This window comes from Streptomyces sp. NPDC016851 (genome assembly GCF_055562795.1).
On sequence record NZ_JBVHEP010000028.1, the window covers coordinates 36,739 to 47,985 of the forward strand.

Here is an 11,247-nt window from a genome sequence, read left to right on the forward strand (position 1 = left end):
CGGGTCGTCATGCCGCCATGTCCCACTCCCGGCACGACGAGACCCCCGGAGGGCTCACCCATGTCCGTCTTCGCCCACCTGGTCGAGCGACTCGCCGACCTCCTCCAGCCGCTGTTCGGCGCCTCAGCGGCCGCCGCCGCGATCATCCTGTTCACCGCGCTCGTACGACTCCTCGTCCACCCCCTGTCCCGGGCCGCCGCACGCGGCCAGAAGGCCCGCACCGCGCTCCAGCCGAAGATCGCCGAGCTGCGCAAGAAGCACGGGAAGAACCCCGAGAAGCTCGAGCGGGCCGTACTGGAGCTGCACGCCGAGGAGAAGGTGTCGCCGCTGGCCGGCTGCCTGCCCGGGCTGCTCCAGGTGCCCGCGTTCTTCCTGCTCTACCACCTGTTCTCCAGTGACACGATCGGCGGGCGGGCCAATGAGCTGCTCGACCACCAGTTGTTCGCCGCGCCGCTGGGGGAGCGGTGGGTGGACGCGCTCCAGGGTGGTCTCCTCGGTGGGGCGGGGCTCGTCTACGCCGGGCTGTTCGTGGTCGTCGCCGGGGTCGCGGCGTTCAGCTACCGCCTCAGCAAGCGCATGATGGCCGTGAACCCGGCGCTTCCGGCTAGTGGTGAGCAGCAGGTGGCGGGGCTCGGGGCGGTGACCAAGGTGATGCCCTTCATGTCCTTCTTCACGCTCGTCACCGTGGCGGTCGTGCCGCTGGCCGCCGCGCTGTACGTCGTGACCAGTACGACGTGGAGTGTCGTCGAGCGGGCTGTGCTGTACCGGTAGCCGGTAGCCGGTAGCCGGTAGCCGGTAGCCGGTCCCTGTTCCGGTACGTGACGGTCCAGTACGTGAACTGGGTATTGCGGAGTGCACTCCCAGCTTGGAGGATCGACCAGTCCTCCGATGGCTGGCCCGCCGCATCCGGGTCGCAGGCCTCGGGTGGGCGCCCGCGATCGAGGGAGACGTGATCATGAAGCTGCTGCGAGTCGGTACGGCCGGGGCCGAGCGGCCCGCACTGCTCGACGCCGACGGGACCCTGCGGGACCTGTCGGGCGTCGTGCCGGACATCGACGGGGCGCTGCTCGCGGACGACGCGGCGCTCGACCGCGTCCGTGCTGCCGCCGACGCCGGTGAGCTGCCCGTACTGGACACCACCGGGCTGCGGATCGGGCCGCCGCTGGGGCGGATCGGCAAGATCGTCTGCATCGGGCTGAACTACCACGACCACGCGCGCGAGACGGGTGCCGAGCCGCCCGGCGAGCCGGTCCTGTTCATGAAGGCGCCGGACACGGTGGTCGGGCCGAACGACACGGTGCTCGTGCCGCGCGCGTCCCGCAAGACCGACTGGGAGGTCGAACTGGCCGTCGTCATCGGGCGTACGGCCAGGTACCTGGGGTCCGCGGAGGAAGGGCTCGCGCATGTCGCCGGGTACGCGGTGGCGCACGACGTGTCCGAGCGGGAGTTCCAGATCGAGCGGGGCGGGACCTGGGACAAGGGTAAGAACTGCGAGACGTTCAATCCGCTGGGGCCGTGGCTGGTGACGGCGGAGGAGGTGCCGGATCCGCAGGATCTCGCCCTGAAGCTGTGGGTCAACGGGGAGTTGAAGCAGGACGGGACGACGGCCGAGCAGATCTTCCCTGTGGGGGAGGTCGTGCGGTATCTCAGTCAGTTCATGACGCTGTACCCGGGCGATGTGATCAACACGGGGACGCCGGCGGGGGTGGCGCTGGGGGCGCCCGAGCCCAAGCCGTTCCTGCGGGCCGGGGATGTCGTGGAGCTGGAGATCGAGGGGCTCGGGCGGCAGCGGCAGGAGTTCAAAGACGCCTGAGGGGCGGGGAGCTGCGGAACGTTCGCGACTGCGGGTTCGTCGTGGTTGTTCGCGCAGTTCCCCGCGCCCCTGAGGGGTCAGCCCAGCAGCGCTGCCAGGTCGCGCCACGCCTTCCTCGGGAGGGCGTCGCGCGGCTCGCCGTCCAGGACCTGGAGGGCGAGGTGGTCCGCTCCCGCCTCGAAGAAGGCGTCGATCTTGGCGCGGATCGCCGTCTCGTCGCCCCAGGCGAACAGGGCGTCGACGAGGCGGTCGCTGCCGCCGTCCGTCAGGTCGTCCTCGGTGAAGCCGTGCCGGAGGAAGTTGTTGGTGTAGTTCGGCAGCGGGAGGTAGATCCCGAGGAACTCGCGGGCCAGGGCGCGGGCGCGGGACGGGTCCGTCTCCGGGATGACGCCCAGCTCCGGGGCCAGCAGCGGGGCCTCGCCCAGGATCTCGCGGGCGTGCGCGGTGTGCTCCGGGGTGACCAGGTACGGGATCGAGCCCGCCGCCCGGTCGCGGGCCAGCCGGAGCGACTTCGGGCCCAGGGCGGCCAGGAGGCGGCGGTCCGCAGGCACCCCGGCGGCGTCCAGGCCGTCGAGGTGCTCGACGAGGGCCGAGTAGGGGCGGGAGTACTGCTCCACGCGCTTGGCGTGGCTCACGCCGAGGCCCAGCAGGAAACGCCCGGGATGGGCCGCTTCCAGTTCCCCGAAGGCCGTGGCGGTGGCGTCCGGCTCGTGCTCCCAGATGCTCTGGATGCTGGTGCCGACGGTGAGCTTCGAGGTCGACTCGATCAGCGGGGCGGCGTTGGCTGCGGAGCTGTTGCCGCCCAGCCAGACGGCGCCGTAACCGAGTTCCTCCAGTTCGGCGGCGGCCTCGGTGAGTTCGCCGCGCCGGTCCGGGTCCTCCGAGCGCAGCCCTACGCTCCAGATGCCGTACCGGCCGACGGTTTCCTTCAGGGCGGTGGTCATCGGTTGGGATCCCTCCGGTTGGGCGCCATGGTCGATCATGCGTACTGCAGGTGCCAACCGGAGGGGGCCGCCGATGATTCCGGCATCAACTAGCTGTCCAGGAACCGCTCCAGGGCCTCGACCACGAACCGGTGGTCCTGGAGCTGCGGCATCCCGGACACCGTCACCGCGCCGATCACGCCGACGCCCTCGACGGTGATCGGGAAGGAACCGCCGTGCGCCGCGTACGTGTCGGGGTCGAGGCGCGAGGACTCCTCGAACGTCGTGCCCTTGGCGCGGAAGCGGGCGCCCACCAGGTAGGAAGCGGAGCCGTAACGCTCCACCACCCGGCGCTTGCGCTCGATCCAGGCGTCGTTGTCGGGCGTGGAGCCGGGCAGCGCCGCGTGGAACAGCTGCTGGCCGGCGCGGTGGATGTCGATCGCGACCGGGGCCTGGCGCTCCCGGGCCATGTCGACGAGGAGCGAGCCGAGCGCCCAGGCGTCGTCGTGGGTGAACTGGCGGAACACCAGGCGGCGTTCCTCCTTCTCCAGCTCCTCCAGACTCGGGGTGAGCTCCGGGTGGAACTTCGGGGTGAGCTCCTGGCTGTGCGAGGGGTTGCTCTTGTGGGTCACAGGGTCACCGTCACCTTCTCGCGGGCCGAACGACGGGCGGCTTCCAGTACGTCCAGGGCGGCGGCCGCCTCCAGGGCGGTCACCGGGTTCGGGGCCCCCTCCAGCAGGGCCTTCGCCACGGCCGCATAGTAAGCGGGGTAGTCGCCCGGGAGGGTGGGTTCGGGCCGGCCGCCTCCCGTGACCGGGGACTCGCCGGAGCCCACGCGGCCCCACAGCGACTCGGGCTCCGCGCCCCAGCCGGGCCCGGGGCGGTGGCCTTCGCGCAGGGCCGCCTCCTGGGGATCGAGGCCGTACTTGACGTAGCCGGCGGCGGAGCCGAGGACGCGGAAGCGGGGGCCGAGCTGGGCGGTCGTCGCGGAGACGTAGAGGTGGGAGCGGACGCCGCTGGTGTGCGTGATGGCGATGAACGTGTCGTCGTCCGTCTCGGCGCCCGGGCGGCGGATGTCCGACTCCGCGTACACGGCGGCCGCCGGGCCGAAGAGGACCAGGGCCTGGTCGACGACATGGCTGCCGAGGTCGTACAGCAGACCTCCGATCTCTGCGGGGTCGCCGGACTCCCGCCAGCCGCCCTTCGGCTTCGGACGCCAGCGCTCGAAGCGGGACTCGAAGCGCCAGACGTCGCCCAACTCGCCCTCGGCCAGCAGCTTGCGCAGGGTGAGGAAGTCGTTGTCCCAGCGGCGGTTCTGGAAGACGGAGAGGAGCAGGCCGCGCTCCTCGGCCAGGGCGGCCAGCTCACGGGCCTCGGCCGCCGTGCCCGCGACGGGCTTGTCGACCACGACCGGCAGACCGGCCTGGAGCGCGGCGGTCGCGAGCGGCACGTGCGTCTTGTTCGGGGACGCGACGACGATCAGGTCCAGCTCGGCGGCCCGGTCGAACAGCTCGTCCGGGCCGGTGGCGAGGCGCACGTCCGGGAACTCGGCGCGGGCCTGCTGCTGCCGCTCGGGGTTCGAGGTGACCGCCGTGTCCAGGGCGAGGCCCTCGGTGGCGGCGATCAGCGGGGCGTGGAAGACGGAGCCGGCGAGGCCGTAGCCGACGAGGCCGACGCGGAGGGGCGAGCCGGAGGCGCCCGGAGTGCCGGGGGTGCCGGGCGTGCCGAGGGGTGTGCCAGTCATGCCACCCACTTTGGCAACGCTGTTGCCAAAGTGCAAGCGCCGGGGACAATGGAGGGCGTGGGCATGAACAGGGCGGACGACCGTACGGGCGGAGTGGGCGGCATGACCGGTGCAGGGGCCGGAGCGAACCTGCTCGCCCTGCGCAGTCACAACACCGCGCTGGTGCTCGACCTGCTGCGGACGGCCGGGCCCGACGGCATCAGCCGGCTCGAACTCGCGGAGCGGACCGGCCTCACTCCGCAGGCCGTCAGCAAGATCACGGCCCGGCTGCGGGAGGACGGGCTCGCGGCGGAGGCGGGGCGCCGCGCGTCGACCGGGGGCAAGCCGCGCACGGTGCTGCGCCTGGTGCCCGAGGCGGGACACGCGGTGGGGGTCCACCTGGACCGGGACGAGGTCCGGGCCGTGCTCGTGGATCTGCGCGGGACGGTGGTGGGGGAGCGGCGGGCCGCGCTGGATCTGGGGGCGGGTGCGGGGGCGGTCCTGACGGCGGTGACGGATGCTGTGCGGGCGACGGTGGCGGAAGCCTTGCGGGGGGCGGGTGCGGGGGCGGGGGCTGTCCGTGAGGCGGGGTTGGACGCCGCCCGGGGGACGGGGTCGGAGGGTGTCCGTGCGCCGGATGCTGGGGCCGCCGGGGTGACGGGGCCGGAGGCTGTCCGCGGGCCGGAGGCCAGGACCGTCCGGGCTACGGGGGTGGGGGCTGTCCCTGCGCCGGAGGCTGGGGACATCCCGGTGACGAGGGCGGAGGCTCTCCGAGAGGCGGGGCCGGAGGCTGTCCGGTTGACGACGGCGGAGGCTGTCCGGTCGACGGGAGCGGGGGCCGGCCGGTCGACGACGGCGGAGGCTCTCCGCGCGGCGGGGTCGGAGGCCGTCCGCGCGACTGCGACCGAGGCGCTGCCCGGCGGGTCGCCGCCGCTCGCCCGTGCCGGTTCCCTGCTCGGGGTGGGGGTGGCGCTGCCCGGGCCGCTCGACCACGTCCGGGGTGTGCTGCACCGGGTGACCGGTTTCCCCGAGTGGGACGGCTTCCCGCTGCGGGAGGCGCTGGCGGAGCGGCTTGGGGTGCCGGTCGTGGTCGACAAGGACACCAACGCGGCGGCGGTCGGCCTGGCGGCCGGGGGCGAGGGCGGCTCCTTCGCGTATCTGCACCTCGGGACGGGGCTGGGGGCCGGTCTGGTGATCGGCGGGAGCGTGCACCGGGGAGCCCGGACCGGGGCCGGGGAGTTCGGCCACCAGGTGATCCAGCTGGACGGCCCGCCGTGCACCTGCGGCGACCGGGGCTGTGTGGAGGCGCTGTGCCTCGGCGCGGTGGCGCGCGGGGACGTGGAAGAGGCGGCGCGGGTGCTGGGAGCGGGCGCGGCGAACCTGGTCGGGCTGCTCGACATCGACGTGGTCCTGCTGGGCGGCCGGACGGTGGCCGCGACGCCGGAGGCGTTCGTGCGGGGGGTCGGGGCGGTGCTGGGGGCGCGGGCCCGGCGGACGGGGGAGGACGCCGTGCCGGTGCGGGTCGCGCCGGGCGGGGGACGGGGCGTCGCGGTGGGGGCGGCTCAGCTGGTGCTGGGGCCGGTGTTCGGGCGGGGGGTCGGGTGAGGGGGCGGAGCCGAATACCGGCTGGGCCCACTCTGACGGCGGGCCCGCTCTGGCCGGCGGCCCCGCTCTGACGGCGGCCCCGCTCTGACGGCGGGCCCACTCTGGCCGACGGCCCCGCTCTGACGGCGGCCCCACTCTGGCCGGCGGGCCCACTCTGGCCGACGGCCCCACTCTCACGGCGGCCCCACTCTCACGGCGGCCCCACTCTGACCGGCGGGCCCGCTCGCGTGCGAAGGCGCTGGGGCGCCGCTGAGGGTCCTGTCCGGTCGCCTGACGTGTCCGCCGACCGGGCGGATCCGCGCCGCCGTTCGGGGGCCTTCCCGGCGGCGTCGGCTCGCTTTCGGCTCCATCCGGCAATGTCACATCTCCATGCGACCCTGCACGCCCGCTCACCTCTGCCTCGCGGCGGCAGCCGCCGTTCTGCTCGCCGGGGCTCATCCGGCGTATGCGGACGAGCCGGTGCCCGCCTGTGCCGCGCCCGACGACCACACCTTCCCGCTCACCACCCGCATCCACGGCGGGCCCGGCGCCTACGAGGCCGGGGGCGGGTTCGGGACCTGGTACGTCGAGCTGACCAACACGACCGACCGGCCGTGCACCGGAATCCACCCCGTCGTCGTGTTCGTCGACGACAAGCGGGCGCTGGAGCCGTCGCAGCCCCGGCTGGAGTTCTTCGAGGGGACGCGGGCGCACCCCGTGCGGTTCGAGAAGACGAGTGAGGACGAGCTCATCGGGGCGTTCGCCGACGACGAGGACCGCTTCGCCGGGTTCACCGTCGGGCCGGGCAAGACCGTCTCCGTGAAGGTGCGGCTCGCGGTCACCTCGGACGCCGTACCGAACAAGGTCACCGTCAACGCCGCCGTGGTGCAGCGGCACGACGACGACGGCGACTGGGTCGGGCAGTCGAACGACTACCGCTTCGGCATCGACGGTGACGGGCCGATCGACGGGGGTGAGCAGGAGGCCGACGGCGGCACCGACTCCCAGCCCGACTCCGACCCTGACTCCGACGCCTCCGTCCCGCCCCGCGAGGACCGCTTCCCGTTCGCCGAGGAACTCGCCCGTACGGGAACCGGCGGACAGGTCGCCGCGGCCGCCGCGGCGGTGCTGCTCGCCGGGAGCGGGGCGGCACTGCTCCTCGCGCGCCGGCGCCGCTGAGCCCTCAGTCCTGAGTCCCTGAGCCGCTGAGCCGCTGAGCCGCTGAGCTGCGGACCCTCTGAGCCGCGAGGAGCCGTCCCGCCTGTCGGGACTCCGTACACGGGCCATTCCCCAAGATCCGGCCACTGTTTAGGCTGGGGAACCCGGCCCCAAGGCGCACGCTGCACGCGTACGGCAGGAGATCCCGCACATGGCAGACCGCAAGCCCATCGAGTCGTGGCTCACCGACATGGACGGTGTGCTCATCCACGAGGGCGTCCCGATCCCCGGCGCCGACGCCTTCCTCAAGAAGCTGCGCGAGTCCGGGAAGCCCTTCCTCGTCCTCACCAACAACTCGATGTACACCCCGCGCGACCTGCACGCCCGGCTGCGCCGCATGGGCCTGGACGTGCCGATCGAGAGCATCTGGACCTCGGCTCTGGCCACCGCCCAGTTCCTGGACGACCAGCGGCCGGGCGGGTCGGCGTACGTCATCGGCGAGGCCGGCCTGACCACCGCGCTGCACGACATCGGCTACATCCTGACCGACCACGAGCCGGACTACGTCGTCCTCGGCGAGACCCGCACGTACTCCTTCGAGGCCATGACGAAGGCGGTGCGGCTCATCCTCGGCGGCGCCCGCTTCATCTGCACCAACCCCGACGAGACGGGCCCGTCCACCGAGGGCCCGCTGCCCGCGACCGGCGCGGTGGCCGCGCTGATCACCCAGGCGACCGGCAAGAAGCCGTACTTCGCGGGCAAGCCGAACCCGCTGATGATGCGGACCGGGCTGAACGCCATCGGGGCGCACTCCGAGAGCAGCGCGATGATCGGCGACCGCATGGACACGGACGTGCTGGCGGGCATGGAGGCCGGGATGCAGACGTTCCTGGTGCTCACCGGCCTGACCAGGCCCGACCAGGTCGAGGGCTTCCCGTACCGGCCGTCGCAGGTCGTGGACTCCATCGCGGACCTCGTCGACCGGGTCTGAGCCCGGGAGGCGGCGGGCCGGAGTTGAAACCCGTCGCCACCCGTATGGAGCAGTCGCCGCGTCCCTGAGGATGCGGTGACCCACTGTGCGGGGGAGGCTCCAGGCGTCTGGAGGTTCACGATGGGTTCCCTGAGAGTCACTGTCTGTACGAGTGTCCTGGTCGCGGCCGCCCTCACCCCGGCGGCGTACGCGGCGGACGGAGGGGGCGTCTCGGTGACCCCGGCGACCCCCGCGCCCGGCAGTGACGTCACGCTCCGCTTGACCGGCTGTGCGGAGAGAACGGCCGTCGCCCGCTCGGCGGCGTTCGTCGCGGACGCGCGGCTCACCGTCACCGACGGTGACCTCGTCGGCGAGAGCCGCGTCCGCTCCACGCTCGACGCCGGGACGTACGCCGTGCAGGTCCGCTGCGGGGACGCCGAACGGGCCGGCACGTTCACCGTCCGGGAGGGTGAGGGACGGCGGAGGTCGGCATCCGGGACGGACGAGTCTTCGTCATCCGTGCCCGACTTCGCCGGGGCCGTAGGCCAGCCGCCCGCACCCGGGGCCGTAGGCCAGCCCCTCGCGCCCGCGCCCGGGACCGGCGGCCGGCCGCCCGCACCCGGGACCGTGGGCCAGCCGCCCGTGCCCGAAGGCGGTGGCCAGTCGTCCGCGCCCGGCGAAGACGGACACGGGAATGGGCACGGTGACGGTGACGGTGCCGGTGACGGGCAGCAGTCCACGCCCGGGGGAGATGAGCAGCAGTCCGCCCCCCGGCGACCGGGCGCGCACCCCTCGCCCGTGGCCCCGGTCCGGGCGGGCGGTGGCGGCGCGGCCGACCTCGTCGCCGCCGAGGACCGCGGGGCCGGTCCCGGCACGGCGCAGGGGGTGACCGGCCTGGTGCTCGCGGGCGTCGCCGCGGTGGTCGTCGCGCTGGGCGGTGTCCGCCGCAGCCGCGGAACGGACTGACCATGTCCGAACAGGATCGAGACCAGGAGCGAATCAAGGGCCGGTCCCCCGGCACCGGCCGTCTGCTGGCCGGCGTGACCTGGGTGGCGCTGCTGCTCGGGCTGTGGCTGTGGGGCCGCGAGGTGACCGACGTACGGCACGGCATATCCGCTCCCACGACGGGCGACATGGCGGCGGCCGGACGTCCCCCGGACGTGAAACTGCCACCCGAGCACCGCCCGTTGGGCGACGCGCTGCCCCAGCGCGTCGACATCCCCGGGCTCGGGGTGCAGGCGCCCGTGGTGGCGCGGGGACTGGACGCGCGCGGCGCGCTCGATCCGCCCCCGTACGACCAGCCGGGTGTCGTCGGCTGGTACGCGGGCGGCGTGGCACCCGGGGCGCCGGGCACCGCGCTGATGGTCGGGCACGTCGACACCGACACCCGGCCCGCCGTCTTCTACAAGGTCAGCGCCATGCGGCCGGGCCAGACGATCCGGGTGATCCGGGCCGACGCCAAGGTCGCGGAGTTCACCGTCGAGTCCGTCCAGGTCCTCACCCGCGACCACTTCGACGCCCACCAGGCCTACGGACCCCGCGAGTCGGGCCGTGCCGAACTGCGGCTGGTCACCTGCGGCGGCAGCTTCGACCGTACGACCCGCAGCTACACGGCGAACGTGGTGGTGTCGGCGTACCTGACGGGGACGGGCCTCTGAGGCCTGTTGCGGCCTCGGGTGCCCACCCAACCCGGTCGACGACCCGCTCCCCCTGAAGTCGCCGACCGGGCTGGTCCTCGACCGCGCGCGCACGGGCTGCGGGAGTAACCCGGCGAGCTGCGCGGGAGGGCGCGGGAGCCACGGTGGGTGAAGCTCTGGCCGGAGACCGGGCCCTGCTGAGAAGACTCTAGAACCAACCGGCCGCCCGGGCCTAGAGGTTGAATAACGTCAAGTCCCGGCTCGGTGGCTCTGCGTCACGGGCACGGGTGGGCTGTGCTCCCACGGGAGCTGCGCGACGTATGTCAGGATTGAGACTTGGAACAGTGTGCCCAAGGGGGATTTGGATGTACGGCAGCAGGGGGGTAGGGGCAGCCGCCGGAAGGCGGGTGTCCGCAGCGGTGCTGGGGGCGGCGCTGCTGATGGCGGGCTGTTCCTCCGGTGACGGAGGGGACGGGGCGGACGGAGCCGACGCGGGCACCGGGATCACTCAACAGCCCAAGGAAAAGGCACCGTTCTGGGTCAATCCGGACGGCACTGCGGCCCAGCAGGTCGCCGCCCTGGAGAAGGCCGGCAAGAAGCAGGACGCCGAGCACATCCGCAAGATCGCCGAGCAGCCGGTCGCCGAGTGGGTCGGCCCGGACAACCCGCAGGAGCAGACCAAGGGGTTCACCGAGGCCGCCGACAAGGCCGGCCGTACGGCACTGCTCGTGCTCTACAACATCCCGCACCGCGACTGCGGCCAGTACTCGCAGGGCGGCGCCGCCGACGGCAACGCCTACCGCCAGTGGCTCGACGGCGTGGCGGCGGGCATCGGCGACCGCTCCGCCACGGTCATCCTCGAACCGGACGCCCTGCTGCACCTGGTGGACGGCTGCACCCCGGAGCAGTTCCACGAGGAGCGCTACGACCTCCTCAAGGGTGCCGTCAGCAAGCTCAAGTCCCTGAAGAACACGAAGGTCTACCTGGACGCGGGCAACGCCGGCTGGAAGAACCCCGACCAGATCTTCGAGCCGCTGAAGTGGGCCGGCATCGACCAGGCCGACGGCTTCTCCGTCAACGTCTCCAACTTCTACTCCACCGAAGACTCCATCGCCTACGGCAAGCAGCTCTCCGCCAAGGTCGGTGGCAAGCACTTCGTCATCGACACCAGCCGCAACGGCAAGGGCCCCTACACCCAGGGCAACCCGGACGAGCGCTGGTGCAACCCGCCCGGCCGGTCCCTCGGGGAGACGCCGACGACGAAGACGGCGGACCCGTTGGTCGACGCGTACCTGTGGGTCAAGCGGCCGGGGGAGTCGGACGGCGAGTGCAAGGGCGGGCCCAAGGCGGGCCAGTGGTGGTCGGACTACGCGCTGAAGCTGGCGAAGGCCACCTCCTAGCGCCCGCGGGCCGAGCACGAGCGAAGGCAGCACACGAAA

The 11,247-nt window shown here is 73.2% G+C and carries 11 protein-coding genes and 1 pseudogene; 9 read left to right on the forward strand and 3 right to left on the reverse strand.

The window, feature by feature from the left end:
• Positions 1-60: 60 nt before the first annotated feature.
• Positions 61-771 (forward strand): YidC/Oxa1 family membrane protein insertase, encoded by a 711-nt coding sequence (locus ACZ3I3_RS34175; RefSeq protein WP_467371411.1) that lies wholly within the window; start codon positions 61-63, stop codon positions 769-771.
• Between the two features lie 184 nt (positions 772-955).
• Positions 956-1,813, forward strand: coding sequence for a fumarylacetoacetate hydrolase family protein (locus ACZ3I3_RS34180; protein WP_467371413.1), 858 nt, complete (start codon positions 956-958; stop codon positions 1,811-1,813).
• 77 nt (positions 1,814-1,890) lie between these two features.
• Here the strand turns inward: ACZ3I3_RS34180 and ACZ3I3_RS34185 are convergent, their stop codons facing one another.
• From ACZ3I3_RS34185 to ACZ3I3_RS34195, 3 genes are all read right to left on the reverse strand, one after another.
• Complete coding sequence (locus ACZ3I3_RS34185; protein WP_467371415.1) at positions 1,891-2,757, reverse strand: LLM class F420-dependent oxidoreductase; 867 nt, start codon at positions 2,755-2,757, stop codon at positions 1,891-1,893.
• Positions 2,758-2,846: 89 nt separating this feature from the next.
• Positions 2,847-3,368, reverse strand: coding sequence for a heme-degrading domain-containing protein (locus tag ACZ3I3_RS34190; protein WP_467371417.1), 522 nt, complete (start codon positions 3,366-3,368; stop codon positions 2,847-2,849).
• A complete protein-coding gene (locus tag ACZ3I3_RS34195) occupies positions 3,365-4,480 on the reverse strand; it encodes a Gfo/Idh/MocA family protein (RefSeq protein WP_467371419.1) in 1,116 nt (371 codons plus the stop codon). Before ACZ3I3_RS34195 ends, ACZ3I3_RS34190 begins: the two co-directional genes overlap by 4 nt.
• 102 nt (positions 4,481-4,582) lie before the next feature.
• Between ACZ3I3_RS34195 and ACZ3I3_RS34200 the strand changes: the two are divergent.
• The 7 genes and pseudogenes from ACZ3I3_RS34200 to ACZ3I3_RS34230 form a co-directional block, all read left to right on the forward strand.
• Positions 4,583-4,723, forward strand: a pseudogene (locus ACZ3I3_RS34200) (ROK family transcriptional regulator); the annotation flags it as partial.
• Between the two features lie 207 nt (positions 4,724-4,930).
• Positions 4,931-6,064, forward strand: a complete 1,134-nt coding sequence (locus ACZ3I3_RS34205; protein ID WP_467371544.1) for an ROK family protein — start codon at positions 4,931-4,933, stop codon at positions 6,062-6,064.
• 369 nt (positions 6,065-6,433) lie between these two features.
• Entirely contained in the window at positions 6,434-7,222 is a 789-nt protein-coding gene (locus ACZ3I3_RS34210; protein WP_467371421.1) for an LPXTG cell wall anchor domain-containing protein, read from the forward strand.
• A 190-nt stretch (positions 7,223-7,412) separates the two neighbouring features.
• Positions 7,413-8,192 (forward strand): HAD-IIA family hydrolase, encoded by a 780-nt coding sequence (locus tag ACZ3I3_RS34215; protein ID WP_020274149.1) that lies wholly within the window; start codon positions 7,413-7,415, stop codon positions 8,190-8,192.
• Positions 8,193-8,312: 120 nt separating this feature from the next.
• Positions 8,313-9,137, forward strand: coding sequence for a hypothetical protein (locus tag ACZ3I3_RS34220; protein ID WP_467371423.1), 825 nt, complete (start codon positions 8,313-8,315; stop codon positions 9,135-9,137).
• Positions 9,138-9,139: 2 nt separating this feature from the next.
• Entirely contained in the window at positions 9,140-9,829 is a 690-nt protein-coding gene (locus ACZ3I3_RS34225; RefSeq protein ID WP_467371425.1) for a class F sortase, read from the forward strand.
• A gap of 344 nt (positions 9,830-10,173) precedes the next feature.
• On the forward strand, positions 10,174-11,208 hold the full coding sequence (locus ACZ3I3_RS34230) for a glycoside hydrolase family 6 protein (RefSeq protein WP_467371427.1): 1,035 nt from the start codon (positions 10,174-10,176) through the stop codon (positions 11,206-11,208).
• Positions 11,209-11,247 lie beyond the last annotated feature (39 nt).